The 26339-nt window shown below is 70.9% G+C and carries 23 protein-coding genes; 14 read left to right on the top strand and 9 right to left on the bottom strand.

From position 1 onward, the window contains the following. Window positions 1-78 precede the first annotated feature (78 nt). Window positions 79-1077: a LacI family DNA-binding transcriptional regulator gene (locus ACWDRB_RS22265; RefSeq protein ID WP_449896449.1), complete on the bottom strand. Its 999-nt coding sequence runs from the start codon at window positions 1075-1077 to the stop codon at window positions 79-81. Window positions 1078-1455: 378 nt separating this feature from the next. Here ACWDRB_RS22265 and ACWDRB_RS22260 point away from each other — a divergent pair, with 378 nt between their 5' ends. After that, a complete protein-coding gene (locus ACWDRB_RS22260) occupies window positions 1456-2037 on the top strand; it encodes a peptidase (RefSeq protein WP_449896447.1) in 582 nt (193 codons plus the stop codon). Window positions 2038-2130: 93 nt separating this feature from the next. Here ACWDRB_RS22260 and ACWDRB_RS22255 read toward each other — a convergent pair whose 3' ends face one another. Then, window positions 2131-2433, bottom strand: coding sequence for a hypothetical protein (locus ACWDRB_RS22255; protein WP_449896445.1), 303 nt, complete (start codon window positions 2431-2433; stop codon window positions 2131-2133). Between the two features lie 438 nt (window positions 2434-2871). Continuing rightward, complete coding sequence (locus tag ACWDRB_RS22250; RefSeq protein ID WP_449896443.1) at window positions 2872-3204, bottom strand: hypothetical protein; 333 nt, start codon at window positions 3202-3204, stop codon at window positions 2872-2874. Here ACWDRB_RS22250 and ACWDRB_RS22245 point away from each other — a divergent pair. Then, the gene (locus ACWDRB_RS22245; RefSeq protein WP_449896441.1) at window positions 3203-3478 is read left to right on the top strand and encodes a hypothetical protein; all 276 of its coding nucleotides are present in this window, start codon (window positions 3203-3205) and stop codon (window positions 3476-3478) included. The genes ACWDRB_RS22250 and ACWDRB_RS22245 overlap by 2 nt on opposite strands. 616 nt (window positions 3479-4094) lie before the next feature. On the opposite strand, the gene ACWDRB_RS22240 is transcribed toward ACWDRB_RS22245, so the two are convergent. Continuing rightward, a complete protein-coding gene (locus ACWDRB_RS22240; RefSeq protein ID WP_449896439.1) occupies window positions 4095-5393 on the bottom strand; it encodes a UDP-glucose dehydrogenase family protein in 1299 nt (432 codons plus the stop codon). Window positions 5394-5595: 202 nt separating this feature from the next. Beyond that, complete coding sequence (locus ACWDRB_RS22235) at window positions 5596-8238, bottom strand: NACHT domain-containing protein (RefSeq protein ID WP_449896437.1); 2643 nt, start codon at window positions 8236-8238, stop codon at window positions 5596-5598. A 221-nt stretch (window positions 8239-8459) separates the two neighbouring features. On the opposite strand from ACWDRB_RS22235, the gene ACWDRB_RS22230 reads away from it, so the two are divergent. Then, window positions 8460-9056 carry a hypothetical protein gene (locus ACWDRB_RS22230; RefSeq protein ID WP_449896435.1) on the top strand — a complete coding sequence of 199 codons (597 nt, stop codon included), beginning with the start codon at window positions 8460-8462 and terminating at the stop codon, window positions 9054-9056. A 6-nt stretch (window positions 9057-9062) separates the two neighbouring features. Next, the gene (locus ACWDRB_RS22225) at window positions 9063-9290 is read left to right on the top strand and encodes a hypothetical protein (RefSeq protein WP_449896433.1); all 228 of its coding nucleotides are present in this window, start codon (window positions 9063-9065) and stop codon (window positions 9288-9290) included. On the opposite strand, the gene ACWDRB_RS22220 is transcribed toward ACWDRB_RS22225, so the two are convergent. Then, window positions 9281-10327, bottom strand: a complete 1047-nt coding sequence (locus ACWDRB_RS22220) for a LacI family DNA-binding transcriptional regulator (RefSeq protein WP_449896431.1) — start codon at window positions 10325-10327, stop codon at window positions 9281-9283. The genes ACWDRB_RS22225 and ACWDRB_RS22220 overlap by 10 nt on opposite strands. A 124-nt stretch (window positions 10328-10451) precedes the next feature. Between ACWDRB_RS22220 and ACWDRB_RS22215 the strand changes: the two genes are divergently transcribed. The 5 genes from ACWDRB_RS22215 to arfA are packed head-to-tail and all read left to right on the top strand — an operon-like array spanning window position 10452 to window position 17106. After that, on the top strand, window positions 10452-11792 hold the full coding sequence (locus tag ACWDRB_RS22215; RefSeq protein WP_449896429.1) for an ABC transporter substrate-binding protein: 1341 nt from the start codon (window positions 10452-10454) through the stop codon (window positions 11790-11792). Continuing rightward, window positions 11792-12703, top strand: a complete 912-nt coding sequence (locus ACWDRB_RS22210) for a carbohydrate ABC transporter permease (RefSeq protein WP_350734839.1) — start codon at window positions 11792-11794, stop codon at window positions 12701-12703. The genes ACWDRB_RS22215 and ACWDRB_RS22210 overlap by 1 nt, the downstream gene beginning before the upstream one ends. Further along, the gene (locus ACWDRB_RS22205) at window positions 12700-13509 is read left to right on the top strand and encodes a carbohydrate ABC transporter permease (protein WP_355199121.1); all 810 of its coding nucleotides are present in this window, start codon (window positions 12700-12702) and stop codon (window positions 13507-13509) included. The genes ACWDRB_RS22210 and ACWDRB_RS22205 overlap by 4 nt, the downstream gene beginning before the upstream one ends. A 3-nt stretch (window positions 13510-13512) precedes the next feature. Then, on the top strand, window positions 13513-15636 hold the full coding sequence (locus ACWDRB_RS22200) for a family 43 glycosylhydrolase (RefSeq protein ID WP_449896426.1): 2124 nt from the start codon (window positions 13513-13515) through the stop codon (window positions 15634-15636). 3 nt (window positions 15637-15639) lie between these two features. After that, window positions 15640-17106, top strand: a complete 1467-nt coding sequence (arfA, locus tag ACWDRB_RS22195) for an arabinosylfuranosidase ArfA (RefSeq protein WP_449896424.1) — start codon at window positions 15640-15642, stop codon at window positions 17104-17106. Window positions 17107-17210: 104 nt separating this feature from the next. On the opposite strand, the gene ACWDRB_RS22190 is transcribed toward arfA, so the two are convergent. Further along, entirely contained in the window at window positions 17211-18194 is a 984-nt protein-coding gene (locus ACWDRB_RS22190; protein WP_449896422.1) for an alpha/beta fold hydrolase, read from the bottom strand. Window positions 18195-18502: 308 nt separating this feature from the next. Here ACWDRB_RS22190 and ACWDRB_RS22185 point away from each other — a divergent pair, with 308 nt between their 5' ends. Then, a complete protein-coding gene (locus ACWDRB_RS22185; RefSeq protein ID WP_449896420.1) occupies window positions 18503-20143 on the top strand; it encodes a serine hydrolase domain-containing protein in 1641 nt (546 codons plus the stop codon). A 113-nt stretch (window positions 20144-20256) separates the two neighbouring features. Further along, a complete protein-coding gene (locus ACWDRB_RS22180) occupies window positions 20257-21039 on the top strand; it encodes a MerR family transcriptional regulator (RefSeq protein ID WP_449896418.1) in 783 nt (260 codons plus the stop codon). A gap of 33 nt (window positions 21040-21072) precedes the next feature. Here ACWDRB_RS22180 and ACWDRB_RS22175 read toward each other — a convergent pair whose 3' ends face one another. Then, window positions 21073-21906, bottom strand: a complete 834-nt coding sequence (locus tag ACWDRB_RS22175) for an oxidoreductase (RefSeq protein ID WP_449896416.1) — start codon at window positions 21904-21906, stop codon at window positions 21073-21075. A gap of 251 nt (window positions 21907-22157) precedes the next feature. On the opposite strand from ACWDRB_RS22175, the gene ACWDRB_RS22170 reads away from it, so the two are divergent. Further along, on the top strand, window positions 22158-23156 hold the full coding sequence (locus tag ACWDRB_RS22170; RefSeq protein ID WP_449896414.1) for an AraC family transcriptional regulator ligand-binding domain-containing protein: 999 nt from the start codon (window positions 22158-22160) through the stop codon (window positions 23154-23156). A 57-nt stretch (window positions 23157-23213) separates the two neighbouring features. Here ACWDRB_RS22170 and ACWDRB_RS22165 read toward each other — a convergent pair whose 3' ends face one another. Continuing rightward, on the bottom strand, window positions 23214-24110 hold the full coding sequence (locus ACWDRB_RS22165; RefSeq protein WP_449896412.1) for a hypothetical protein: 897 nt from the start codon (window positions 24108-24110) through the stop codon (window positions 23214-23216). A gap of 149 nt (window positions 24111-24259) precedes the next feature. Here ACWDRB_RS22165 and ACWDRB_RS22160 point away from each other — a divergent pair, with 149 nt between their 5' ends. Together ACWDRB_RS22160 and ACWDRB_RS22155 are read left to right on the top strand one after the other, a co-directional pair. After that, entirely contained in the window at window positions 24260-25498 is a 1239-nt protein-coding gene (locus tag ACWDRB_RS22160; RefSeq protein ID WP_449896410.1) for an NAD(P)/FAD-dependent oxidoreductase, read from the top strand. 206 nt (window positions 25499-25704) lie between these two features. Next, window positions 25705-26295: a DUF3152 domain-containing protein gene (locus ACWDRB_RS22155; protein WP_350740345.1), complete on the top strand. Its 591-nt coding sequence runs from the start codon at window positions 25705-25707 to the stop codon at window positions 26293-26295. Window positions 26296-26339: the final 44 nt, after the last annotated feature.

Here is a 26339-nt window from a genome sequence, read left to right as displayed (position 1 = left end):
CGGGCCGATCACGCGCGCAAGGGGCACCCGCCGGCTGCGACGCCTTCGGAGGGCGGTGCGCACTGCGGCGCGGTGAGGCTACCTGGTGGAGGCGCGTGCCACCAGATCGGGCTGGAAGATCACCTGGCGGTGCTCGTGACCGACCGGCCGGTTGGCCTCCTCCAGCAGCATCACGGCCGCCGTGTGGCCGAGCTGCTCGCGCGGCTGCCGGATGGACGACAGCGGCACGGCGGCCGCCGCGGCGAAGTCGATGTCGTCGTACCCGAGGATGGCCAGGTCGCCCGGGACCCGCAGCCCGCGCTGCGTCATCTCCTGCAGCACCCCGATGGCCACCAGGTCGTTGGCGCAGAAGACCGCGGTGGGACGCTCGGACGGCGGCCGGGTGGCGATCTCCTCGCCGGCCAGCCGCCCGGTGGCGATGGTGAGGTCGGGCAGGGGGATGACAGTGAGCCGGTCGTCCGGCGAGAGCACGGCGGACAGGCCCTCGTGCCGCTCCCGCACCTGGCGGACGGTGAACGGCCCGCCGGCGAAGGCGATGTGGCGGTGCCCCCGCTCGCGCAGGTGCCGGCCGGCCAGCCGCCCGCCGAGCACGTCGTCGACCGCGACCGCGCAGCCGTGGCTGTGCGGGGCCGAGCTGTCGAAGCGCACCACCGGGATGCCGCGCGAGACGAGCCGGCGCAGCCGCTCCTCCTCGGCGCTGTCGTTGACCGGCGTGATCAGCACGCCCAGCGGACGCTGCTCCTCGAACGTCTCCAGCAGCCCCGCCTCGCGGCCGGCGTCCTTGTTGCTGTTGAAGACCATCACGGTGAGCTCGGCCCGCTGCGCGGCGGTCTCGACGCCGCGCAGCACGTCGATGAAGAACGGGTTGGCCAGGTCGAGCGCGACCACGCCGATGGTCCGGCTGTGGCCGGCCCGCAGTTGCCGGGCGGAGCCGTTGCGGACGTAGCCGAGGCGGGCGATCGCGGCCCGCACCCGCAGCCGGGTGTCGGGGGCCACCATGTCGGGCCGGTTGAGCACATTGCTCACCGTGCCGACGGAGACCCCGGCGAGCCGGGCGACCTCTTTGATGCTCGACATCGTTCCTCGTCGCAGGCGTAATGTCGCTTTGATCATAACGCCTTCGACCAGGGGTTCGACACCAGGTGTGACAACCTCCGTCCGAGGCCGCGGCCGGGTCGGTCGAAGAAGCCGGTGCACGGAGCCGGCACCTTGCCGTCACTGCCGTTCGACATCAACCAGGTCGTCGTCTGGCCCGGTGTCGCAGGCAGATCGAGATCGCTTCCGGCACAATGGGCGTGGTCCTGTCCGGGGGCTAGATCTCCTGGACCACGCTCCGGTCGCCGGTCGGCCGCGCAACCGCTGTTGGGAGAGATGGTGGGGTGTCCGGCCTGCACGCCCGGAGCGGGCAGCAGTCAGCAGGCAGTTCATGAGGGTGTCACCCTGTACACCCAGTACATGAGCACAGATCGGATCGGCGCCATCGTCTACGACGGAGCCGATCCCGCCGACGATCCACGATGGCGCCTTTCGGGAGCGCACACCCAGGCGGAGTACGGCCGCTGGTGCCGGCACTGCTGCGGGATGGCCTGCCTGCACATGGCCCTTGATCATCGCGATGGCCATGCGCCGCCCCTTCTGGAGCTTCTGCGCGGCTGCCGCGACTACGGCGGTTATGTCGAGGACGACGACGGCCAGATCAAGGGCCTGATCTACGCCCCGTTCGCCGACTACGTGCGCGCCGAGCACGGCATGCCCGCTGACGTGCACCCGCATCTCGCCGCGGCCGAACTGCCCGACCTGCTCGCGGACGGGCGCCTGGTGATCGCCTCCGTCCACAAGGAGATCCGCCGGCCCGAGGCGCCCGCACCCGGCCGCGGCGGGCACCTGGTCCTCATCACCGGCCACGACCACGGGCTGCTGCATCTGCACAACCCATCGGGACACACCCCCGACGCCCGCCGGGCGAGGCTCCCCATCGAGGTGTTCGCGTCCTTCTTCGCCGGCCGGGGCATCGCCTTGAGCATGCGGCGCGTCTAGCCAGATCGCGTCGCCCGGCAAGGAGCGTTCTGCCAAGCCGGCCGCACCGCTCCGAAAAGGCGCAGTGCGGCCGCGCGGCTATGACAGCGGTGGTCAGGTCATCGCCTCGAAGGAGTAGTGCAGGCCGTATTGGGTTCTGTCGTAGGCGTGCACGAGCATGGGCTCCCCCTCACAAGCATGGTCGGAGTAGACCAAGATCGGGCCGTCGGTCTCGTTGATCACGGCATGGTAGCCCGGGCCGAGGTCGTGGCAATCGCCGGGCCGTGGGTCCCCGATCCCCCACGCAGGCTCGCCGAGGTTGCTGATGATCACGGCTCCCGAGGCGGCGGTGGCCGGGGTGGCGGTGAGCGTGACGGCCGTGGCGGCCACGGTCAGCAGGGCGAGGATGGAACGCATAGCGGATCCCTTCTGAGAAGACAACCCCCTAATCATGCACAGTCAGTAGTTGATTAGTCACTTAAGGCGAGCGACACGGCGACACGCCCAGCAAGATCATTCTGCGAGCCACGGCACTCGCGGGCACCGACCGGCACACCGTCGCCCGCACACCGTGGCCTGCGCCGAACGGCGGCGACGGCCCGTACCCACCTGCGAAAGCCCCCGTCACCTGCGGCGGGCGCGAGGGGCGGTCGCGGGGTTGCGGTCGAAGCAGCCGGCGGGCCCGAGCGTGAAGCCGGCGTACTCCACGGGCATTACCAGGACGTGAGGTCGGCGACCAGCTCGGCGAACTGACGGTCACGCTCCGTGGCGGTGGTGCCGCCGCTCCAGTGGTGCGACTGCACGCCTTATGGCTCGGACCCGGACATTGGGGTCCCAGCCATAAGGCGGAGCGGGTCACCTTCCCTGGCGGGCGGCCTTGCCACCGGCACCGAAGAACAGGATGGTCGCGGCCACACCCAGCACAGCGACGAGCGCGTCGGCGACCAGCGTGAGGGTGGGCAGGGTGATGAACAGGCTCACCACCTTGAACAGGACGGAGAAGATGACGATGATGGTGGCGAAGATCCGGACGGCGGTGCCGCCACGCAGCGCCAGCCAGGCGAGCAGTACGAGCACGAGCGACCAGAAGATCGTGTTGTAGGCGAGCCCGGAGTAGATCATCTGGAGCCCCTCGAACCGGTCGCTCTGGATGTCGACCTCGTCGAGGCTCACGGGGGCAGAGCCCATGTCCGAATTCGCGGCGATCTGTTCTTTGATCGCCTCTGTGCCGGAGACGATGATTCCGACGGCGCTGATCACGTTGAGCGCCGCTGTGGCGATGGCCGCGTACACCGCTCGGGTTAAGTTCGCCGGCCTCTGGGGGGCCATGGCGGCGCGCCGGTCTTCGAATTGGGTGGGGGCTTGCCGTTCGTACATGGACATGCGGATCCCTTTCCGGAACGTTGTGTGTCTCGACGACGCGGTGATTACCGACCTGTGTCAGGCACTCCGCGACCGTTAATGCCACGCACATTTCGCGCGGCCTTGAGAGGTATAGCAGATTCGCCCGACATCTGCGGGCGGCGGCGAATTCTGGAACCGCTCCGATAGCAATCCCCTTCGTTCGACCGGCGGAGGAAAGCGGCTTCCCAGACGGGAATTCCATCGCTCACCTGCGACGGAAGACGGACGGAAGAAAAACGGAAGAGCGGCACTCTAATGTCCTGCGACGTCAGCCGGGCTCACCCCAACGCCTCTTTGGAGCCGAATTTTTCGTGGCATCTCCGCTGAGTCGAGCTCACGGATGAATGACACGCAATAAATGTCTCTTAGGGCGTTCTGTCGAGGGCCTTGCAATCACGGGCAACGGCAAGAGCTATGACGCGACGGCGAAGGGGAGACCCGCGCAGCCCCTGGCCGGCACCGACCTCACGAGTCGGCGCCTCGTGCCGCACATGCCGTCGGCCTGGCAGTGGGGGCGGTGCGTGTGGCCCGGTGTACGTACGCGATGACGCCGCCCTTGGAGACCACCCGGGCGCGGCGGAACTCCGGATGCAGTCCGGTCGCCGCGGCGGGCCGGGCCCACCTGATCCGCCCGCCGGGATAACGGGCGGATCAGCAGGCGAGCGTCATGCCCGTCAGGGTCGGCCGACGCTGAGGTAGTGGTAGCCGGCGGCCCGCATCGTCGCCGGGTCCAGCAGGTTCCGGCCGTCGAACAGCAGCGGCTGGCGCATCGTCGCGACGGCCTGCGCCCAGTCGACCTGGGTGAGCTGCGGCCACTCGGTGACGATGATCGCCGCGTCCGCGCCCTCCAGCGCCTGCTCCACGCTCGCATGGCGCGTTGTCGACGTCCAGGGCTCGGCCGCGGCCGGGCGGGCCATCGGATCCCAGCAGTGCACCTCGGCCCCCTCGGCGAGCAGCCGGGCCGCCAGGACGGTGCTGGGCGCCTCGCGCATGTCGTCCGTCCCCGGCTTGAACGTCAGGCCGAGCAGTGCCACCCGCGCACCCGCCAGCGTGCCGAGCTCGTCCTTGAGCTTCTGGATCGCCCGCCGCTTCTGCAGATTGTTGACCTCGATCACCGCTGACAGCAGCTGCAGGTGGTAGCCGGTGTTGTTGGCCAGCTGCCGCAGCGCCTCGCTGTCCTTGGGGAAGCACGAGCCGCCCCAGCCGATGCCGGGCCGCAGGAAGTGCGGTCCCAGGCGATGATCCAGTCCGACGGCGTGAGCCACCTCCTCGACGTCGGCCCCGGTCTTCTCGCACAAGGTGGCGATCTCATTGATAAAGCTGATCTTGGTGGCGAGCAGTGCGTTCGCCGCGAGCTTCACCATCTCCGCCGAGCGCACGCTCATCACCGCGACCGGCCCGTCCACGCCCTCGTGCAGCTCGGTGAGCAGGCGGGCGGTCGCTTCGTCGGACGTCCCGATGACGATGCGGTCGGGATGCATGAAGTCGCTGACCGCGCGGCCCTCAGCGGTGAACTCCGGGTTCGCGGCATAGCCGACGTGGCCGAGCCCGGCGGCATCCAGCGCGGCTCGCACCCGGCCGCCGGTGCCCACCGGCACGGTGGATTTGACCACCACGGCTCGCAGGTGAGCGGCGTCCTTCAGGGCCGTCACCACCGACCAGACCCGTGACAGGTCCGCGTCACCGGAAGCCGACGGCGGCGTGTCCACGCAGACATAGGCGATCTCGGCACCGGTGACGGCCTCATCCAGGTCCAGCGTGAAGCTCAGCCGCTCCTTGTTCCGGGCGATCATGTCGCCCAGGCCCGGCTCGTAGATCGGCACATCGCCGGCCTGCAACAGCCTGATCTTCTCCGGGTCGATGTCCCGGACCACCACCCGGTGGCCGAGGTCGGCGAGGCAGGCACCGGTCACCAGACCGATGTATCCCGCCCCGAACACAACAACACGCCGGTAGTGCGGCTTTCCCACCATGCGGCAGCCCGTCCCCTTTCTCCGCAACGCGTGGCCGAGCAGAGCCGAGCGGCTCGGGACCTGCGTGCCGGTGTCCCTTCACAAGCTTCACAAGGAGGTCCCACCATAGCCGCCACCTCCTTCATGGCCCGGGCTGGCCCGTGGCTTCGCGGGACTCGGCGAAGCGGCGCGGCGCGGGTGGGCCTGGCGCTCCATGTCGTCTTCATCGCCGGGTCGGCGGCGGAGGCGTCGGGAGGGTGGCCAGATGGTCTTGGAGTTCGGCGTGCCGGAATTGGTAGATCGGGCCGACCGTGCGGAGCAGTCCGAGCCGGTGAGCGTCGTCCAGGAAGGACATCAGCGCGCGGGGAAGGATGCCGGCCAGGGCCAGGCGGGCGGTGGCGATCTGGTAGGCCATCCAGGCGTGGTGATGTCCGGCCGCGAGCCCGGCGGTGACGCCGAAGGTGAGCGCGTAGGTCAGCCCGACGGCGACTCCGAAGGCGGGGGTGTCGACGAGCCCGGCGGCGAGCCCGCCCGCCAGGCCGCCGGTCAGGGCGGCGGTGGCGCCGACGGTGGCGGCCCGGACGAGGTTGAGCGTGCGGTCCGCACGCCAACTGGTCAGGGGGGTGCTGGCCCTTCCGGCCGGGGACGGGGCCTCGGCCCATGCGGCGAATCCGGCCGCGAAACCGTGGACGAGGCCGACCGCCAGGCCGGAGGTGACCCCGGCGACGAGCGCGGCGGCGAGGGAATCGACGGTGAGCCACATCATGACCACCATCGCCAGCCCGGTGGCGAGGCCGAGAAGCAGCCCCCGTACCGGCCTGAACCTGGGTCTGAACCGGCGCCCGCGTAGCCGCAGGTCGGCGAAACCTGGTCTCTGCCGCGCCCAGGAGCGCGCCGCGAACGCGATGACGAGGCCCGCGGTGAGTCCGAACGCCAGCCCGTAGACCAGGCCGAGCGTCGGGAACGGTGCGAAGCCCTCGGCGAGCCCGGTCGCGACCGTGGCGACGGTCGCGATCATGAGCGCGACGATGAGCCCCAGGGCGAGCCGGATCACGGGGGTGACGCTACGGGTGCTGCCGGCCAGTCGCCACCAGGCCAGATCCCGCGTACGAGGGGTGCCGTCCGGGTTGCGGGGATGGGTGAGATGGTGGGCGAGGTAGCCGAGCACGTGCCGGACCTGGGCGGGGTCGTGGCGGCGCCGAGGCCGGAACAGGTCGGTCGGATGGGCACTGGGCGGGCGGGTGTCGATCAGCGCCGTGATGAGCCGGTCGAACAGGTGGGCACGCAGCGTGGCAGGTTCGGGGAACCGGGCGGCGTCGAGCAGGGCGGCCGGGTCGGCGTGCGGGGCGATGTAGACGGCTCGGAGCAGCCACAACCCGAGCGGGGTGGCGGTGACCCCGGCCAGCGTGCCGATGGAGCCCGCGGTGTCGGCGGGGGCGCCGGCCAGCGTGCTGATGGCGTCCGCCGGGTCGGCGGGGGCGCCGGCCAGCGTGCTGATGGGGTCCGCCGGGTCGGCGGGGGTGCCGGCCAGGCCGGTGAGAATGTGCTCCCACGCCGGGTGCGGCCGGCCCGGCAGGCAGCGCCGCAGGTATCCGGCGGCCACGGCGGGGTCCAGCGGGTCGGGCTCGATGACCACCGCCGAAGTGAGCACGTCACCGGCGCCCTCGACGGCGCTGCGGTAGTCGCGGGTGCGGCCGGTCACGATGAGCTGGTCGGTTGCCCCGAGTGAACGGTTGAGCGTGGTGATGACCGCCGCCCGGGCCGCAGCGGGGAGCTCGTCCAGGCCGTCCAGCACCGGCAGGATGTGCCCGCGTGCCGCCAGAACCGCGGACGCTTCGGAGCCCAGGCCCGTGGCGCGCAGCGCCGGGTAGTCCTGCGCGAGCCGCGCCGCCAGCCAGTCGTGCATCAGCGGGAAGACCGCGGTGTCCCAGTCGGCGACCGGCAACAGCACCGGCACCGGCTCTTCCTCATGATCGTGGCGGGTGGCCAGGAGTTCCAGCAGCAGCTGAACGGCCAGCGTGGTCTTGCCCGTGCCCGGGCCGCCCAGGATCACCAGGCGTTGGCGGCGCATCGCGCGTAACCGGTCGGCCAGTGCGGAGACGTCGTCGCTCGAGGCGGTCAGCGGCAACGAGGCGGGGGTGAGGTTGGCCGGATGGTCCATCAGCCGTAGGTCGTCGGTCAGCCGCCAGCGCACCGGGATGGGGTCGGGGTCGTCCAGCGACCGCAGCGTCGCCTCCACGCGCCATTGCTGCCCGACCAGCCCGGCCAGCACCTCCTTGGCGGCCGCTATCGCCTGCGCCGTCACCGGCGCGGGGCCCGTCCTGCGCCGGACGTGGAACGGCGCCGAGGGCGCGGGCCACCACGCCGCCTCGGCCGCCGCGCGAACGGAGGCCGGACCGGCTGAACCGTGGCCGTGCCGGATCCGCTGCCCTGTGCCGTCGCCGGCCGGTTCGCCGGCGGGCCGCGCGGGTGCCTCCGGCATGGAACGCAGCCGCTTGGCGGCCTCGTCGGCCAGCCGCCTGCCGCTGCGGGTTTCGGCCAGTCGCACCAGCAGCTCCCGGTAGGCCGCGTCCCAAGCCTGGGGCTCGCTCAGCTCGGCGGGCAGGCTCCGGCCGGATTGCCGGGCGAGGCGCAGGCAGGTGTCGACGAAGACCTCGACATGCGCCTGCTCCGGCCGAACGGGGCGGGTCTGGCTGATCATTCCGGCGATCGTGCTGCGTTTCAGCGTCAACGGCGGCTGCCCGGCACGACGGCGCGGCGTTCGGCCGCTGGCCGCCTCCAGCTCGCGGACCGAGACCGCGGCGGCGTCCTTCAACGCCCGCAGCCGCCGCGCGAACGGCAGCCGGGGATCCGAATCGTCGAGCACCCGAGCACCTCGCCCCAGCCGACCGCCGACCCCACCAGGTGTCCGGCGGCACCGGACACCCCTCGTGCCTTGAAGCGTAGGCCATCACCTGCGGCTCCACTGCTCGCTCGGACGAACTGTCCGCGTCCGTTGCCGGACAACCTTCCGGACGCCGAATGTCACTTCACACCCCGGTCGCGGCCGTCGGGCGATCCCGCGGCCCCCACGGAAGGAACAACGCCATGAAGCACCCCGCTCCCTGGCTCATCATCGGCGGCCTGCTGCAGGCTGCGGCCGCCTTCGTCGCGGTCTTGGTCTCTCCGCTCGGTTTCGACAGCCGTTCACCCGCCTGGTGGACGGTGTGCCTGGCCGTCATGCACGTGCCCCAGGCGGCCGGGTTCTTCCTGCTGGCACGATCGGCATCCGGCCTGGTCGCCAGGGTCGGCTTCCGGACGACCGCCGTGGCCGTGACCGTGTTCGTTCCGGCCGAGCTCGCGGCCCTCGTCTCGGCAGACGCGGCAGGCATGATCTTCGCGATCGCCTCCCCGCTGTCCGGTCTCGGCCTGCTGGTGGCGAGCGTGGCCACCGTGCGCCGCGGCGTCTGGCCGGGCATCGGGCGCTTCACCCCGCTGATCACCGGCCTGTACGTCTTCGTCGTCCTCACACCATCCCTGGCGATGCTCGGACCGATCGCCGCCGTGCTCGCCATCGGCGGCTGGGGCGTGTGTTTCGCCCTGCTCGGCGCTGCCACCCGCCGGCGACTCCTGGCGGACCGCCTTTGCGCGGACCCGTCCGACTCGCCTCAGTCAATTGCTCGACCGGCCACGGAAAGCGAGTGATCTCTCATGCTTCTCTCCGGCAAGGCGCTCGCCGTCCTCGCGTCCCTCACTCTGATCTTGACACTCCACAGCCCCCGGTTTCCCGCGGCGACCGCCCGGGACGCGGCCGCCTCCGTGGGGCTGCAGTGCCGGGATCTCTCCTGCCGGTATTACTTCAGCCGGGCACAGACCGCGAAGATCAAGACCACCCTGGATGCCAGGGAGTGGCGCAGGCACCAGCGAGATCAAGCGTGAGCTGGGTGCCGGGGATGCTCTTGCCCGGACAAATCCGTACTCTCCCGAAATGCCAGTCGATGCGGCACGCACACCTCGTGTGCCTTGTCCGTCCCGCCGCTCAGCCGCTCGGCCAGCAGGTCCACCGCCGACTGTGCGATCAGCGCCTTGTCGGGCGCCACGGTCGACAGCGTGGGCGTGGCGAACCGGCCGTCCTGGATGTCGTCGAACCCCATCACCAGCACGTCGCCCGGCACCTCGTATCCCCGCTTAAGCAGCGTCCGCAGGGCGCCCAGCGCGAGCGTGTCGTTGAAGCAGAAGACCGCGTCCGGCGCGCCGGAGTCGAGCAGGCGGCTCATGGCCTCGGCGCCGTCGGCGCGCCCCCAGCGTGCGACCGGCGCGACCAGTGACGGGTCGGCGGGGAGGCCGGCCTCGGCGAGCGCCTGCCGGTAGCCCTTCAGCCGCAGGCGGCCCGTCGCGGCGACGGCCGTGCGCTGCACGCCGATGGCGGCGATCCTGCGCCTGCCGCGCTCGGCCAGGTGCAGGGTGGCCGCCCGCGCGGCGGCCACGTTGTCGATGCCGACGTGATCGTACGGCGAGCGGCCCATCCCGATGCGCTCCCCGAGCAGCACCATCGGCGTACGCTCGTCGCGCCCGGCCAGGTCCTTGCCCGTGAGCGCGAGTGGGCTGAACAGCAGCCCGTCGATGAGGTGGTCGCGGATCCCGGAGATCACCACGCGTTCCTTGGCCCGGTCGCCCTGGGTCTGGTCGATGAGCACGGTCCAGCCCCGCCGGTCGGCCGCCTCGATGACGTTCGTGGCCAGTTCGGCGAAGTAGGGGTTGTCCAGGTCGGGCACCGCCAGCGCGACCACGCCGGAGCGGCCCGCGCGCAGGCTGCGCGCCGACAGGTTCGGCCGGTAGGAGAGCTCGGCTATCGCCGCCTCCACCCGGGCCCGCGTCTCGCCACTGACATGGGGATAGTCGTTGACCACGTTGGACACGGTCTTGATCGACACCCCGGCCAGCTCGGCGACGTCCTTCAGCCTCGGCCGCACCATGCCCCCTTCGCCACCGGAACCCTACCTGGTTTACAACGATGTAACGAACTGGCGCCAGGCAATTTACAACGTTGGAACCAACGATGTAAAACGTCCGTAACCTCACGGTCAGGAGTGATCTGGCATGTCCCAAAACGACCTTTCCAGGCGGCGCGCGCTGGGCCTGGGCCTCGGCGCGCTGGCCATCGGCGCCGCGGGCTGCGGCGGAGGCGGCGGTCCCAAGCAGGCGCAGGCGCCGGCCACCGCGCCGGCCACCACGGCGGCGCCCACCGAATACACCGGTCCCTCGGTCTCGCTGGCGTTCTGGAACGGCTTCACCGGCGGCGACGGCCCGGTCATGAAGAAGCTGGTGGACCAGTTCAACACCGAGCACCCGAACATCAAGGTGTCGATGAACGTCTACAAGTGGGAGGACTACTACGCGAAGGTCCCCGCGGCCGTCTCCGCGGGTCAAGGCCCTGACCTCGGCATCATGCACGTCGACAGCGTCGCCACCAACGCGGCCCGCCAGGTGGTCCTGCCCCTCGACGACGTGGCCAACGCGCTCAACCTCACCGAGGCGGACTTCTCCCCGCCGGTCTGGAAGGCCGGCGTCTACAAGGGCGCGCGCTACTCGATCCCGCTCGACGTGCACCCCCTCGGCATGTTCTACAACAAGGCGGTCATGAAGAAGGCCGGGCTCGACCCGGAGCAGCCGCCCAAGACCGGCGAGGAGTACATGGCGGCGCTGGAGGCGCTGAAGAAGGCGGGCATCCAGGGGCACTGGGCCACGCCGTTCCCGTTCACCGGAAGCATGCAGTTCGGAACGCTGCTCTACCAGAACGGCGGCCAGCTCTTCGCCGACGACGCCAGCGTCTCGCGCTTCGCCGAGGACCCCGGCGTGCAGGCCCTGACCTGGCTCGTCGACCTCGTCAACAAGGGCTACAGCCCCAAGAACGTCGGCCAGGACGCCGACTTCATCGCCCTGCAGAACGGCAAGGCCGCCTTCAACTGGAACGGCATCTGGTCCATCAACACCCTCAAGGAGATCAAGGACCTGGAGTGGGGCGTCGCACCGCTCCCGCAGATCGGGTCGAAGCCGGCGGCGTGGGCGGGCTCGCACCAGTTCGTGGTGTTCAAGCAGCGTACGCCCGACCAGAACAAGCTGACCGCGGCCAAGGTGTTCATCAACTGGATCAGCGGCCACTCGCTGGAGTGGGCCAAGGGCGGCCAGGTGCCGGCACGCAAGTCGATCCGCGACGGCGCGGAGTTCGCGGCGCTGAAGGAGCAGGCCACGATCGGCACCCAGATCGACTACCTGTACTTCCTGCCGTCGGTGGCGGGCATCGGGGACGCCTCCGCGGTCGTCGACCAGGCGATCAACGCGGCGATCCTGCTCAAGAAGAGCCCCAAGGACGCGCTCACGGAGGCCGCCGCCAAGGCCGACAAGATCCTTGAGGCCAACCGGAAGAAGTACGGCGCCTGATGGTCGCGATCTCAGCGGAAGAGACGCTGGGGCGGGAGGTGCGCGTTCCCCGATCGGGCAAGGCGACGCCGTACCTGTTCCTGGCGCCGTACCTGATCCTGTTCTCCGTGTTCGTGCTGGCCCCGGCCCTGTTCGGGATCTGGGTGAGCCTGCACGACTGGGACTACCTGCTCGAGGGCAAGCCGTTCGTCGGCCTGGACAACTACACGGCGCTGTTCGACGACCAGTCGCCTGTCTACGGCGACTTCTGGATGTCGATGCGGGCGACCGGGATCTTCACCGTGTTCAGCGTGCCGTTCCTGGTCGTGCTGCCGCTCGGGGTGGCGTTACTGCTCAACCGGCCCTTCCGGGGCAGGACGCTGTTCCGGGGGCTGTTCTTCGCGCCGTTCGTGCTGGGCGTGGCGGTGGTGTGCCTGATGTGGCGGCTGCTGCTCGACCCGAACCTCGGCCTGGTCGACTGGATACTCGGCACGCCGATCCCCTGGACCACCGCGACGCCGTGGGCCTGGATCGCGCTGGTCGGGGTGACGGTCTGGTGGACGCTCGGGTTCAACGCGGTGATCTACCTGGCCGGGATGCAGGACATCCCGCGCGAGCTGTACGACGCGGCGAAGGTGGACGGCGCGGGACGGTGGGGCGAGTTCGTCCACGTCACGCTGCCGGGGCTGCGGCCCGTCGCGCTGTTCGTGGTGACGACGACGATCCTGGCCTCGGCGAACATGTTCGGGCAGTCGTACCTGCTGACCCAGGGGGCGCCGGGCGGGGACACGCGGACCGCGATCATGTACATGCTCCAGCAGGGGCTCAGGGAGTACAAGATGGGCAGCGCCTCGGCCATGAGCTACCTGCTCACGCTACTGCTGATCCTGGTCAGCGTGGCCAACTTCCGGCTGTTCAGGACCCGGTCATGAAGCGCTACACGGGCCTGGTGGCCCTCGCCGTGCTGTTCGTGGGGCCGCTGGTGTGGGCCCTGGGCGTGTCGTTCAAGACGCAGACCGAGGCCACCCGGGTGCCGCCCACGCTGCTGCCCGCCGAGCCGACGACGTCCGCGTACGGGACGGTCTTCCAGGGCACCACGGACACGCCGGTGCTGCGCTGGTTCGCCAACAGTCTCATCGCCGCCACCGGGCACATGCTGCTGGTGCTCGCGGTGTCGTCGCTGGCCGCGTACGCGCTGGCCAGGCTGGAGTTCCGCGGCAAGAAGCTGATGTTCGGGATGATCGTCGGCACGCTGCTGGTGCCGGGGTTCGTCTTCCTCATCCCGCAGTTCCTGATCGTCGACCAGCTCGGCTGGCTGGACAGCCTGACGGCGCTCATCGTGCCGGGGGCTGCGGGCGCGTTCGGGGTGTTCTTCCTGCGGCAGTTCTTCCTCGGGCTGCCGCGTGAGCTGGACGAGGCCGCGCTGATGGAGGGCGCCAACCACTGGCACATCTTCTGGCGGGTCACGCTGCCGCTGTCGCGGCCCGCGCTGGCCACGCTGGCCGTGCTGAGCTTCCTGTCCAACTGGAACGACTTCATCTGGCCGATCTACGTGATCTTCAGTCCCGAGTACTTCACGCTGCCGCCGGGCCTGTCGATCCTGCAGGGGGCGTACACGATCCACTATCCGGTGATCATGGCGGGCGCGGTGCTGGCCAGCATCCCCGTCCTGATCCTCTTCAGTCTGACCCAGCGGTACGTCATCGAAGGCATCTCTCGTAGTGGCCTGAAGGGCTGACACATGCACTTGGCTGTCATCGCCACACTGATCCTCTCCCTCTTCACCAATCCGGTGTCCGGCTCCTTCTCCGACACGTTCGCCGACCCGTCGGTGATCCGCGGGCAGGACGGCTACTGGTACTCCTACGGCACGTCGGACCCGCTGCGCGAGGGCGAGAAGGTCCTGCACAGGCTGCCGATCGCCCGCTCCAGTGACCTGGTCAACTGGACCTACGTGGGCGACGCGTTCGGGCCGGACAACCTGCCGTCGTACGCGGCGCCGGGCAGCCTGTTCTGGGCGCCGGACATCCGGTACCTCGACGGCCGGTACGTCATGTACTTCACCGTCACCGACACCGCCACCACGCCCGCCAACTGGGACTACTCGATCGGCGCCGCCACGGCCCCCACGCCGACCGGGCCGTGGACGCACATCGACGCCCCGGTCGTCGCCCCGCGTCCCTCGGGCAACTCGTACTGGAACACGATCGACCCCTCGCAGTTCACCGACGTGGACGGGCGCAAGTATCTGTACTTCGGCGGGTTCTTCGGCGGCCTGTGGGTGACCGAGCTGTCCGCCGACGGGCTGCGCGCCACCGGGCAGCCGCAGCAGGTCGCGATCGACAACAAGTTCGAGGGCGCGTACGTGGTGCGCCACGACGGCTACTACTACCTGCTCGGCTCCTCGGCGAACTGCTGCGCCGGGCCGACCACCGGCTACTCGGTGCTGGCCGGGCGCTCGACCAGCCCGCGCGGGCCGTTCGTCGACCGCGAGGGCGTGCCGCTGCTGGCCTCACGCGCCGGTGGCACCCCTGTCCTGGACCAGAACGGCAACCGCTTCATCGGCACCGGCCACCACGCCCAGCTCACCGACCTTTCCGGTCAGGACTGGATGCTCTACCACGCCATCGATCGAAGCGACCCGTTCCTGGACGAGCCGTACGGGATCAACGAGCGACCCATGCTGCTGGACCGGCTGGACTGGATCGACGGCTGGCCGGCCGTGCGTGCGGGGGCCGGGCCTTCCGAGCAGTCGCGGGAGACGCCGGTGACCCGCGGGGTCGTGGACGATCGGTTCGCGGGCGATCTGTCGGGCTGGCGGAACACGGCCGGCTGGACCGTACAGGATGGATATGTCCGTGGCCAGGGCACGCTCATCAGCCGCAAGTCGCTCGGCGGGGACGTCCGCGTCGAGACCGACCTCAAGACGGACAAGTCCGCCGGGATCCGCATCGGCGGCACGACCGCGGTCGTTTCGCCCGACGGGCTGACGCTCACCTCGGGCGGCGCGTCCCGTACGGTGACGCTGCCCGGAGGGGCCGCGACCTGGCACAACCTGGCCGTCACCGTCAAGGGACGGACGATCACCGCCGAGGTGACCGAGGCCCGGCTCCGTGACCCGCAGGCGAGCGTCACCGTCACGGGCAGCGCGAACGGCCCGATCGGGCTGGTCTCCGACGGGGGCGCCGACTTCGACAACGTCTCCGCCGCCCCGCTGTTCAAGGCCGTCACCAAGGCGGTGCCGACGCCGCGCACGGGCAGGCTGCTGGACGCCGACGAGTTCGACGGGCCGCTCGACTCCCGCTGGACCTGGGTCCGGCAGGACGCCGCGGCCAAGAACGAGAAGGGCGTGCTGCGCTGGCCCGTCCAGGGCGCCGACCTGGTCGGGACCGGCAACAAGGCGTCGGTGCTGCTGCGCGAGGCCCCCAAGGGCGACTACGTCGTGGAGACCAAGGTCACGCTCGACCTGGGCGAGGACGCCGTACGCAACTACCAGCAGGCCGGGCTGGTCGCCTACGCCTCCGACGACGACTTCGCCCGCCTGTCCCAGGTCGCCATCTGGAACACCCGCCAGGTCGAGTACGGCCGCGAGCTGACCTTCGCCGGCCGCCTGTCCTACGGCGGCAACATCGTCGGCCCGCCCGCGAAGACCACCTGGCTGCGGCTGGCGCACCACGTGGACCCGGCCAACGGGGAGCACGAGTTCCGCGCCGGATCCAGCCGCGACGGCAAGACCTGGACCTGGGGCGGCGTCTGGACCTTCCCCAAGGACACGGCCGTGCGCATCGGCCTGGTCGCCCACGGCGGGGCCCAGCCGGCCGTCAACGCCGACTTCGACTACGTACGCGTCTACCGAGGAGCCTGACCTGTGCCACAAGCACACCTGACCCTTGACCCCTCTTTCCGCATCGCGCCCGTCAACCGGCGCCTGTTCGGCTCGTTCGTCGAGCACATGGGCCGGTGCGTCTACACCGGCATCTACGAACCGGGCCACCCGGCGGCGGACGACAACGGCTTCCGCACCGACGTGCTGGAGCTGACCCGCGAGATGGGCGTGAGCGTGGTCCGCTACCCGGGAGGCAACTTCGTCTCCGGCTACCGCTGGGAGGACGGCGTCGGCCCCGACCGGCCCTCCCGGCTGGACCTGGCCTGGCGGCAGATCGAGACGAACGCGTTCGGGCTCAACGAGTTCATGACCTGGACCCGTGCCGCCGGGGTGGAGCCGATGATGGCCGTCAACCTCGGCACCCGGGGCATCCAGGAGGCCTGTGACCTGCTCGAATACGCCAACCACCCCTCGGGTACGCGATGGTCGGACCTGCGGGTCAAACACGGAGTGACCGACCCGTACGGGATCAAGCTCTGGTGTCTCGGCAACGAGATGGACGGACCCTGGCAGATCGGCCACAAGACCGCGCACGAGTACGGACGGCTCGCGAACGAGACCGCCAAGGCCATGCGGCTCGTCGACCCCGACATCGAGCTGGTGCTGTGCGGCAGCTCCAACAGCGGGATGCCGACGTTCGGCGCGTGGGAGGCCACCGTGCTCGAGCACGCCTACGACGCGGTCGACTACCTGTCGCTGCACAACTACTACGAGGAGAACGGCGACCTGCCCGGCTTCCTCTGCAGCGCCGTGGACATGGACCGCTACATCTCGGCCATCGTGGCCACGGCCGACCACATCGGGGCGAAGCTCCGGCGCAAGAAGAAGATCAACCTGTCCTTCGACGAGTGGAACGTCTGGTACCAGAGCCGGTTCGCCGGGCGCGAGCGCTCGCCGTTCCAGGAGGCGCCGGAGCTGATCGAGGACACCTTCACCGCCGCCGACGCCGTGGTGGTGGGGGACTTCCTGATCACGCTGCTGCGGCACGCCGACCGGGTGAGCATCGCCTGCCAGGCGCAGCTCGCCAACATCATCGCGCCGATCAGGACCGAGCCCGGCGGCCCGGCCTGGCGTCAGACGATCTTCCACCCGTTCGCGCTGACGGCCCGGCACGCGCGCGGCACCGTGCTGCGGGTGGAGCCGTCCGGGCCGCTCCTGGAGACCGAACGGTACGGCGAGGCGCCCGCGCTGTCGGCGGTGGCCACCGTCGACGGGTCCCGGGTGGCGCTGTTCGCCGTCAACCGGTCGCCCGACCAGGACCTCGACCTCACCGCCCGGCTCCCGGCGGCGGTCAGGCCGGTGTCGGCCTCGGTGATCGCCGCCGGGGACGACCCGCACCGGGTGGAGGCCCTTCCGCAGCCGCTGAGCGTGCAGGCTGACGGTGACCGGCTGACGGCGCGGCTGCCCGCCGCCTCGTGGACGATGATTCTCGCGGAGAGTGATTTGTAGACGGGAGGCCTGCCCGGCTCGCTGCTGATCACCGGCGAGCCGGGCATCGGCAAGGCGACGGCCTTGAGCGCCAGGGAGCCTGGGCGGACGCGGCAGAAGGGCCTTTATGCGATGGGCAGGGCCGTGAGCCATTCGGTCAGGAGATGGTTGACCTCCTCGGGACGTTCCTGCTGGATCCAGTGGCCGCAGCCGTCCAGGAGGTGGGAGGAGACCAGCCCGGGAAGGGTGGCCGGGTAGGCGTTGATCGCGTCGGCCATCCAGGTCGTGGAGGCGTCCAGGCTGCCGCCGATGAACAGGGAGGGCTGCTTGATGGGGGCGCCGTTGAAGTCGGCGAGGTCCTTCCAGTCGCGGTCCATGTTGCGGTAGCGGTTGAGCGCGCCGGTCATGCCGGTGCGTTCGAACTCCCCGGCGTATACCTCCAGGTCGTCCTCGGTGAGCCAGGAAGGCAGCCGGCCGCTGGGGAACCGGTCGCATAGCGTTGCGCCGGGGCTGACGAAGTGCGGGTCGGGGGCATCGGGGCCGGGCATGGTCTCGGCCGACAGCGCCGCGTAAAAGCCCGCGAGCCAGCCCCGCACGTCGGGTTCCATCTCGGCCTCGGCGCGGCCGGGCTCCTGGAAATAGGAGACGTAGAACTCCTGGTCACCGCCCATCTGAGCGAAGATGCCGGTGGGGCGGGGGCCACCGGGTGGCGCGTAGGGCACACTCAGCAGCCCCACCGCGCGGAAGACCTCGGGGTGCAGCAGGGCGGACGTGGCCGCGATGTTCGAGCCCCAGTCGTGGCCGATGATCACTGCGGACTCCTCGCCCAGGGCGCGCACCAGCGCGATGTTGTCCTCCACCAGAGCGAGCATCCGGTAGCCGTCCTCCGTGGCCGGCTTGGAGGATCGGCCGTAGCCGCGGACGTCGAGCGCGACCGCCCGGTAACCGGCCTGCGCGAGCGCCGGGAGCTGACGGCGCCAGGAGTACCAGGACTCGGGGAAGCCGTGGACGAGCAGCACCAGCGGTCCGCTCCCCTGCTCCGCGACATGAATCCGGCCGCCCGGCACGGGCACCGAACGATGCGTGATCTCTGCGACATGTTGCGACATGGGTCTCCTCCAGATGGCGTGCCCGCTGCTGCCGGCGGCACCCGCTCCGCGGCCCCTTTTGCTCCGCGGGCGCTACCACCGATCATCCCGCCGGCCTGGTCGGTCGCCTGAATCCTGTTGCCGGATCAGCAACTTCCACGATGCGACTGTCACCCGGCGGGTGACGGCGTCCTCCACCCGAAGCTGTCTCAAACCCCAATGCAGCTGTGAGTTAGATCACGGTTGAGGTTGACCTTGGGTCAGGGTGGAAGCTCGGCGCAGCGGCGCGACGCCGACATGGACATAACAGATTCAAAGGACAAACCACCATGACGATCACCCTTTCCGACCAGGACAAGAGCACCCTGCGGATCGCCGCGTACGGCGCCGTGTCGCTGATGGCCGCCGCCGGCGCCGCCGGCAAGCCCCACAAGATCGCCACCACTGGCAGCATCGCGCTGGGCTCGGCCACCGGCCTGATCGGACACGTGCTCGCCGACTACCCCAAGGGCAAGGACCTGGCCGGCAAGTCCGTGGCCGAGATCGCCGACCGCGTGCTGCCGGCCCTGACCGCGGCCATGAACCTGCTGAAGCAGCAGGACCCGGCCGAGGCCGGCAACTTCCGCAGCACCGTCCTCATCGCCGTCGAAACCGCCCAGACGCACCAGGACCCGCCGAGCCCCGCCACGACCGCGATGGCCCGCAAGATCACCGAAGCCCTCGACGCCGCCAGGGCAGCCACCGCGGACAGCGGGGCCGCAGCGGACAGCGGGGCCGCAGCGGACAGCGGGGCCGCAGCGGACAGCGGGGCCGCAGCGGACAGCGGGGCCGCAGCGGACAGCGGGGCCGTACCGGAAGCCGCGGCCGGGCAGGATCGCCCGGAACTGCAGAAGGCGATCGAGGAGATCGTCGAATCCGGATTCGTCGGGGTGTCGCTGCGCGTGCACGATGAGCGCGGCGAGTGGGCCGGCAGCGCCGGGGTGGCCGAGCTGGGCGGGACCGCCAAGCCGCCGATCGGCGGGCATGTCCGGATCGGCAGCAACACCAAGACCTTCACCGCGACCCTGGTGCTGCAACTGGTGGCCGAGGGCAAGCTCGGGCTCGACACCCCGGCGGCGGACTACCTGCCCGGGTTCGGGCTGGACCGGCGGATCACGGTGCGGATGCTGCTGCAGCACACCAGCGGGCTGTTCAACTTCACCGGCGAGGTCTACGACGACGGGACGATCGTGCACGGGATCCCCATCCCCTACGGCACCACGGGCAAGGAGTGGGTGGACAACCGGCTCAAGACCTACCGGCCGCAGGAGTTGCTGGAGCTGGCGCTGTCCAAGCCGGCGCGGTTCGAGCCGGGGACGGGCTGGAGCTATTCCAACACCAACTACGTGCTGGCCAGGCTGCTGATCGAGAAGGTCACCGGCCGCTCGCTGGCCGAGGAGATGCGGCGGCTGATCCTGGGGCCGCTCAACCTGTCGGGCACCGTGGTGCCGGACACCTCGCCGGAGATCCCCGAACCGCACGCCCACGCCTACTACCGCTACGAGGACGACGGCGAGCAGAAGACGATCGACATCACCCGCCACAACCCCTCCTGGATCTCCACCGGCGGTGACATGATCTCGACCACCCAGGACCTGCACACGTTCATCTCCGCGCTGATAGGCGGCAAGCTCCTGCCGGCCCCGCTGCTGGCCGAGATGTGCACCCCGCACCCGACGGGCATCCCGAACATGGACTACGGCCTGGGAGTGTTCGTGGTGACCACGGACGACGGCGGCACGGTCATCTCCCACAACGGCGCCGCCGTGGGCCACGCGGCGCTGATGTACAGCACCCCCGACGGCAGCAAGACCCTGACCGCCGCACTGAGCTGCGTGGACGACGCCGGCTTGTCCATCGCGGCGGCGTTCCAGAAGGCCCAGCAGAGGCTCCTCAACGAGGTGTTCAGCCGACGAGCTGAGCACCTGTGACCCGTACGCCTCAAGGGGCCACGCCGAGCTCGACGAGCTCGGCGTGGCCCGTCCACCTGCTCGGCCGTGGCCTGCCTGGTCGCCGAGCTCGAGCACAAGGCAGGATTGCGCAGATGAACGGAGTCACGATCGGGCAGGCGGCGGTGTTCGTCGGCGTCACGGTGAAGACGGTGCGGCACTACCACAAGCTCGGCCTGGTGAAGGAGCCGGAACGCGACAGCTCCGGCTACCGGAGGTACGGATCGGCCGAGCTGTTGCGGCTGGTGCAGGTCCGGACGCTGGCCGCCGCCGGGGTGCCGCTGGCCGAGATCGGGCCGATGCTCGACGCCGACCCCGCGCTGTTCGCCGCCGCGCTCGCCGACGTCGAGCGGCAGATCACCGAACGGATCGAGGAGCTGATCGCGCGCCGTGACACGCTGCGCCGGCTCGCCGACGGGGACCGGGCGCTGCTGCCCGACCGTGCTGTGGCGCTGCTGGAGTGGCTGTCCGGCCTCGGCTTCGCCGCGGAGGAGGTGGCGGCCACCAGGGAGGGCTGGGTACTGGCCAGGGCCCTGGTCCCCGAGGGCTTCGACGACTACCTCATCCATGTCGAGCAGGCCCTCGACGACACCCGGTTCGTCGCCTTGATCAAGCGCGGCGCCGAAGCCGCGGCCTGGGAACCGGACGACCCGCGCATCGCCGAACTCGCCACCGCCATGGCCGACCACTTCCTCGCCAACCCCGCACACCTGAAGATCGTGACCGGCCTGCAAGCCCGCACCGAGGCCGCGACCCGGTACAAGCTGATCGCTCTCCACGGCGAAGAGCAGGGATCGGCCGCGGCCCGGGGGGTCGCACTCGTCGAGACCAAGCTCCGCGCCGCCGGCATCCATATCCCCAGACCAGGCACCCACTGACCGCGCCGTGCCGCAAACGTCGTCCGCCGTGCCTCAGGACGCGGGCACGCCGGTGACCCGGCGCATGAACGCGTCGAACGTGCGGTTGGGCAGCACACCGTGCAGGAAGATCATCGGCTTGGCGGCGAAGCCGACCGCGTACCGCGTCCTGGGACGGCGCGCCTTGACGGCCTTCACGATCGTCTTGGCGATCAGCTCGGGTGCCGAGAGGCGGCCCTCGTTGGCCTCGGAGCTGAGCGAATCGGCCACGGCGTTGCCCTGCGGCGCGTAAGGGCCGGTGCCGGAGACGGCGCGGACCTTCTGCGCGGCGATGCCGCCCCACTCGGACTTGACGCCGCCCGGCTCGACCACCACGACGTCGATCCCGAAGGGCTTGACCTCCATGCGCAGGCAGTCGCTGATCGCCTCGAGCGCGAACTTGGTGGCGTGGTACCACGCGCCGAGGGAGGTGTAGATCTTGCCTCCCATGGAGGTGATGTTCACGATCGTGCCCGAGCGCTGCGCGCGCATGTGCGGCAGCACCAGCTGGGTCAGGCGCGCGGCGCCGAAGACGTTGACCTCGAACTGGTCGCGGGCCTCGTCCATGGGCACGTCCTCGAGCGCGCCATAGGAGCCGTAGCCGGCGTTGTTGACCAGCACGTCGATCCGGCCGGTCGCCGCGATGATCTTCTCGACCCCGTCCTGCATGGAGGAGTCGGCGGTCACGTCCATCGCGAGCAGGCGGATGCCCGACTCGGCGAGGTGTTGCATGCGCTGCACCCGCCGCGCTGCGCCGTAGACGATGTAGCCGGCTTCGTGGAGCTTGAGCGCGGTGGCCTCGCCGATGCCGGAGGAGGCGCCGGTGACCAGTGCGACCTTGGTTGTCATGGTGGTTCCTTCGAACGTGTCGGAGCTTGGTTGTCGTCGGCGCGCGGGCGCACCCGTCCTGCCGCTCCCGCCGGCCTTCCGAGGGGATCTCGACCTTCGCCAGCAACGCTAGGAGCCCATCCGGGCTCATCGACTGGCACAGCGCGCCGATCCACTTGCATCTGGCGCCACCGCCCACCGTGACGTGATCGGCAAGCACGGTGGCGTGATCCGTAAGTACCATCGGAGCTCGCGGCCTCTAGGCTGGACCGATGAGCGGCCGGCGATTCACCCTCGACCCGAGCATCAAGGCACTGCTGAACGATCTCGGCGTATCGCCGACACGCGTGCTGCGCCGCGCCCAACTGCCGACCGACCTGTTCGGCCGCGGGCCGATCGCCCTCGCGCCCGAGGAGTACTTCCGGTTCTGGGAGGCGCTCGACGCCGAGGGCGGCGATCGCGATCTCGCTGTCGCGATCGGCCGGTCGATCTCGGTCGAGATGTTCAACCCGCCCATCTTCGCCGCTCTGTGCAGCGCCGACCTCGCGACCGCCGCGCAGCGCATCGCGACGTACAAGCCGCTGATCGGCCCCATGCGGCTGGAGCTCGACCAGGGCGGCGACGGGTTGACGATCACCTGCCACTGGCCCGCGGGCATGACCCCGCCGCAGCTGCTGGCCACGGCCGAGCTGGTGTTCTGGGCCGCCCTGGCCCGGATCGCGACCCGCCACCACGTCCGCCCGGTTGACGTCAGCCTCCCGCAGCCACCCGCAGACCGCCTCGCACTCGAGGGCTTCTTCGGGGTACGCGTACGCACCGGGCCCGCCCACGCCATCACCTTCGACCGCCACGACACGCACCGCCCGTTCCTGACCGAGAACGAGCAGATGTGGCGCTTCTTCGCACCCGAACTACGCAGACGCCTTTCCGACCTGCAGGCCGCGGCCAGCGTCGCCGACCGCGTGCGCGCGGCCCTGCACGAGACACTGCCGGCCGGCGGCGCCTCCATGACGGAGGTCACCCGCCATCTCGCCGTCAGCGCGCGCACGCTGCAGCGGCAGCTGCAACTCGAGGGCACCACCTTCCAAGAGGTCCTCGCCAGCACTCGCGAAGACCTCGCCCGCCACTATCTGAGCCACAGCGCGATGCGCACCGCCGAAATCGCCTACCTCCTGGGCTATGACGACTCCAACTCCTTCTACCGGGCGTTCCGCACCTGGACCGGGACAACCCCGGACACCCTCCGAGCCACCGCCGCCACCGGCGCCTGACCGGATCCGGCGCCGTCGGCCAGGAGGCATGAGTTCGGCTACGGAGGCCCCGGCCGCTCACAACGGCACGATCAGCGCCTGGGGACGGTCGGCGGGGAAGGCCCAGATGTGCTTGCCGGCCGCGACCACCAAGGCCAGGCGGGCCTTCAGCCCCAGCCGGACCACGCGGAGGGCGGGCCCCACGGCCGGATCCAGCACGAACAGGTCGCGTCCCCCGCCCGCCAGCACCCCGTTCGCGCAGACCAGGAACGGCACCGGCCCCTTCGGCACCTTCACGAACCGGCGCGGCTCCCCCGACCAGGCGGACACCCGCTCCAGGCCGCCCGCCACGCTGATCCACAGGGAGCCCGCGCAGACGGTCATGCCGCCGCGCTCGCGGGTCCAGAGGTCCACCTCCCGCGGGCCGCCGCGCAGCCAGGTGTCCCGCTTCGACGTCCACCACAGCCGCTCGCCCTCGACCGCGCACCGGTCCAGGCCGGGTAACTCCACCGGCTCGCCGAAGTCGCCGGGCGCGGTCAGCCTGCGTGCCCGCTCCGCGCCGACAGCCCAGATCTCGCCGCCGCCCGCGAGCACGCGGCCGTCGAAGGACGCGTCGGCGAGCGGGGCGCCGGTGGGGTCGAGCCAGTGGACCCGGCCCTCCGCGGTCCCCGCCAGCGTTCCCCGCAGCGGGCTTTCGGATAACGAGCCCAGGTGGGGCGGCCCAGCGAACGTCCTGGGCACGACCACGGTCTCGGGCAACGTGCCCGGCAGGCCCGCCGTGCGCGGCACGGTCGCCGGGACAGCCGCCAGGGAGCTCAGCTCCGGCAGCCGCACCGCCTCGCCGCCGTCCAGCGGTGTGCCGGAGGCGGTGTAGACCCGCATCCGGCCGGCCGCCGAGCACCAGACCGTGGTCCCGTCCGACGCGGCGACCCGGGCGGGCCACGGCAGATCGATCCTCGTGACGGCGACGTCCATGCGCTGACCATAACCGTCCGGGCCCCGCGCGCCAGCCCCCGCCCCGAGCGACATGCCCGAGCACTGAGAGGCCCGCGCGGGGGTATGCGGTAGGTAAGGGGGCGATCCCCGTATCAGCCGAGGCCAGGCGGACTGGGATCATGGGACGCATGCGTGTTGTGGTGATCGGGAGCGGCATCGTCGGGGCCGGTGCGGCCTACTACCTGAGCCGGCGGGGCGCCGCGGTGACCGTGGTGGACGGCGGATATCCGGGCGAGGCCACCCAGGCGGGGGCCGGCATCGTGTGCCCGTGGGTGGACCACCCGGAGGACGACGACTGGTATCAGCTGACCCGCGAGGGCACCCGCCGCTACCCGGGGCTGGTGGAGGCGCTGGGCGAGGACATCGGCTACGCCAAGGTGGGCGCGCTGCTGGTCGCCGCGGATCCGGTCGATCTGGAGCCGGTACGCGCGCTGCTGCGCCGCCGGCACGCCGGCGCGCCCGAGATGGGCGACGTCGTCGACGTGGCGACCCCGTCCGAGCTGTTCCCGCCGCTGTCCGACGACCTGAGCGCCATCCTCGTGCCGGGCGCGGCGCGCGTGGACGGCTGCTCGGTCCGCGACGAGCTCCTGCGCGCCGCCGTGGCGCAGGGGGCTGAGGTACGTGTGGGCGCCGCGCGGCTCAGCCCGGGCGGCGAGGTGTTCGTGCACGCCCCGGCCGGCGAGGCACACGCCGAGGGCGAGCCGTGGATCCCGGCCCACGCGGCCGCGGGCGTGCCTGACGAGCCCCTCGATCAGGGCGGGTCCTGGCGGCAGGGCGCGCCCACCGCGCGGGCGGCCGAACCTCCCGTGCCGACGGGGGCGCGCCGGTTCGCCGGCGAGGGCGAGCCGCTCGACGCCGACATGGTGATCGTGGCCGCCGGGGCCTGGACGGGCGAGGTGTGCCGGCCCTTGGGCGTGGAGCTGCCGGTGTTCCCCCGGCGGGGGCAGATCATGCACGTGACGCTGGAGGGCGTGGACACCGCGTGGTGGCCGATCGTGCTGCCGAGGGTCGGACCGTACCTGCTGGGCTTCCCCGACTCCCGCGTCGTGATCGGGGCGACCGTGGAGGACGTGGGGTTCGCCCCGCGGGTCACGCTGGGCGGGCTGGACGAGGTGATCCAGGCGGGGCTGCGGGTGGCGCCCGGGCTGTTCAACGCGACCGTCGCGGAGACCAGGGTCGGGCTGCGCCCCGTGTACGCCCCCGGCTCCCCCCTCATCGGGCCGCTGACCGGGCGCGTGGTGGTGGCGACGGGCCTGAGCGCGTACGGCCTGACGGCGGGCCCGTTCACCGGCGAGATCGCGGCCGCGCTCGCCCTCGGCGAGGAGCCGCCCATCGACATCACGCCGTACGCGCCCGCCGTCGGATAATCACAGCAAGCACTCACGTAGCATCAGATTCCTCCCCACCGTGACGCCGTGGGGAGGCCGCGTTGCCGCTGCTCGCTCTCTTGATGTTGCTCCTGCTGGTGACCTCCTGCGCCTCCGCGCCGCCCGCCCCCCTACCTGCGCCGGTGCCCTCGCCCTCACCGAGTCGTCCTTCCCCGACTCCGAGGAAGCGCCCGCCCGCCAAGGAGGTGTGGGTCCCGTACGCCGCCTCGGGCCGGTACACGGTCGTGCCCGGCGGCGCGCCCGCCCGGCCGGGGTCCGGGGAGGTGGTGCGGTACCTGGTGGAGGTGGAGTCCGGCCTGCCGTTCGAGCCGGCCGCGTTCGCCGCCGACGTGCATCGGGTGCTCAACGACGTACGCGGCTGGGCGCGCTTCGAACGCGTCGATCACGGCCCGGTGCAGGTCCGCGTCGCCCTGTCGAGTCCCTTGCTCACGACCCTCCAGTGCGAGCCCCTGCGCACGGGGGGCGAGCTGTCCTGCTGGAACGGCACCCGCTCGGTCATCAACGCCCTGCGCTGGGCGAAGGGCGTCCCGCAGTACCGCGGCGACCTGACCGCGTACCGGGCCTACCTGATCAGCCACGAGGTCGGGCACAGCCTGGGGCACGGCCACGAGCCCTGTCCCGGGCCCGGCCGCCTCGCCCCCGTCATGACCCAGCAGTCGAAGTCGCTGGACCGCTGCCGCCCCAACCCGTGGCCCTTCCCCGACCGGGGCCGTGAACCCGGGTGCGGCGACACCCCGCCCGGTGACGGCAGGGGCTGCCGCGAGGCGCGAGGATGACGACCGGTAGGTTCTTCCGGTCGATGAGGTCGCCGCACGCTGGG

This window comes from Nonomuraea sp. NPDC003707 (genome assembly GCF_053587055.1).
Note: the sequence above shows the minus strand (reverse complement) of the source record. Positions and strands in the feature narration are given on the sequence as shown.

Bases quoted from the DNA above. Each gene is read 5' to 3' on its own strand.
- ACWDRB_RS22230 (WP_449896435.1), top strand. From the start codon at position 8,460: ATGAAGCACCCCGCTCCCTGGCTCATCATCGGCGGCCTGCTGCAGGCT.
- ACWDRB_RS22210 (WP_350734839.1), top strand. From the start codon at position 11,792: ATGGTCGCGATCTCAGCGGAAGAGACGCTGGGGCGGGAGGTGCGCGTT.
- ACWDRB_RS22260 (WP_449896447.1), top strand. From the start codon at position 1,456: ATGAGCACAGATCGGATCGGCGCCATCGTCTACGACGGAGCCGATCCC.
- ACWDRB_RS22225 (WP_449896433.1), top strand. From the start codon at position 9,063: ATGCTTCTCTCCGGCAAGGCGCTCGCCGTCCTCGCGTCCCTCACTCTG.
- ACWDRB_RS22245 (WP_449896441.1), top strand. From the start codon at position 3,203: ATGTCCGAATTCGCGGCGATCTGTTCTTTGATCGCCTCTGTGCCGGAG.
- ACWDRB_RS22205 (WP_355199121.1), top strand. From the start codon at position 12,700: ATGAAGCGCTACACGGGCCTGGTGGCCCTCGCCGTGCTGTTCGTGGGG.
- ACWDRB_RS22160 (WP_449896410.1), top strand. From the start codon at position 24,260: ATGCGTGTTGTGGTGATCGGGAGCGGCATCGTCGGGGCCGGTGCGGCC.
- ACWDRB_RS22265 (WP_449896449.1), bottom strand. From the start codon at position 1,077: ATGTCGAGCATCAAAGAGGTCGCCCGGCTCGCCGGGGTCTCCGTCGGC.
- ACWDRB_RS22165 (WP_449896412.1), bottom strand. From the start codon at position 24,110: ATGGACGTCGCCGTCACGAGGATCGATCTGCCGTGGCCCGCCCGGGTC.
- ACWDRB_RS22215 (WP_449896429.1), top strand. From the start codon at position 10,452: ATGTCCCAAAACGACCTTTCCAGGCGGCGCGCGCTGGGCCTGGGCCTC.
- ACWDRB_RS22250 (WP_449896443.1), bottom strand. From the start codon at position 3,204: ATGGGCTCTGCCCCCGTGAGCCTCGACGAGGTCGACATCCAGAGCGAC.
- ACWDRB_RS22170 (WP_449896414.1), top strand. From the start codon at position 22,158: ATGAGCGGCCGGCGATTCACCCTCGACCCGAGCATCAAGGCACTGCTG.
- ACWDRB_RS22200 (WP_449896426.1), top strand. From the start codon at position 13,513: ATGCACTTGGCTGTCATCGCCACACTGATCCTCTCCCTCTTCACCAAT.
- ACWDRB_RS22175 (WP_449896416.1), bottom strand. From the start codon at position 21,906: ATGACAACCAAGGTCGCACTGGTCACCGGCGCCTCCTCCGGCATCGGC.
- ACWDRB_RS22190 (WP_449896422.1), bottom strand. From the start codon at position 18,194: ATGTCGCAACATGTCGCAGAGATCACGCATCGTTCGGTGCCCGTGCCG.
- ACWDRB_RS22180 (WP_449896418.1), top strand. From the start codon at position 20,257: ATGAACGGAGTCACGATCGGGCAGGCGGCGGTGTTCGTCGGCGTCACG.
- ACWDRB_RS22255 (WP_449896445.1), bottom strand. From the start codon at position 2,433: ATGCGTTCCATCCTCGCCCTGCTGACCGTGGCCGCCACGGCCGTCACG.
- ACWDRB_RS22220 (WP_449896431.1), bottom strand. From the start codon at position 10,327: ATGGTGCGGCCGAGGCTGAAGGACGTCGCCGAGCTGGCCGGGGTGTCG.
- ACWDRB_RS22185 (WP_449896420.1), top strand. From the start codon at position 18,503: ATGACGATCACCCTTTCCGACCAGGACAAGAGCACCCTGCGGATCGCC.
- ACWDRB_RS22240 (WP_449896439.1), bottom strand. From the start codon at position 5,393: ATGGTGGGAAAGCCGCACTACCGGCGTGTTGTTGTGTTCGGGGCGGGA.